Annotated in this window: 1 protein-coding gene; it reads right to left on the bottom strand. The window is 56.6% G+C overall.

Annotated elements, in window-relative coordinates; translation table 11 throughout:
* Positions 1-55 precede the first annotated feature (55 nt).
* Positions 56-511, bottom strand: a 456-nt coding sequence (locus AC1RPU_RS07815) for an RtcB family protein (RefSeq protein WP_481769614.1), incomplete at its 5' end; no start/stop codon positions are given.

Genomic DNA, 511 nt, shown 5'->3' with positions numbered 1-511 from the left:
GCCTTGGCGCGGCGCGCGTCTTCTTGGTCAGACTTGATTTGTTTGATCAGCATTTTTACCCCTTGATACACATTACCTGACGCAGCGTCGCCACCACATCAACCAGTTCGGACTGCGCCCCCATCACCTCATCGATATCCTTGTAGGCGGCCGGAATCTCGTCCACGACGCCTGCGTCCTTCCGGCACTCGATGCCCATTGTCTGATAAAAGAGGTCGTCTTGCGTAAACTGCTTCTTGGCCTTCGTTCGGCTCATCTTACGGCCAGCGCCGTGCGAACACGAGCAATAAGCAGCCTCATGACCTTTGCCACAGACGATGAAGGATTTCGCGCCCATCGAACCCGGGATGATGCCAAGCTGGCCTTTCTGCGCAGACACTGCACCTTTCCGCGTCACCATCATCGAACGACCATCTTGAATTTCTCGCGACAGGTAGTTGTGGTGACAGTTGATCGCCTGATCGACGAGCGTGAAGGCCGGGAGCTTGCGACGCAGTGCCCGGATCACGAG

The sequence above is a fragment of the Dellaglioa sp. CoH-55-MRSF-7 genome (genome assembly GCF_056782235.1).
The sequence above is the reverse complement of the archived record's forward strand: the minus strand, read 5'-3'. Positions and strand labels throughout refer to the sequence as shown.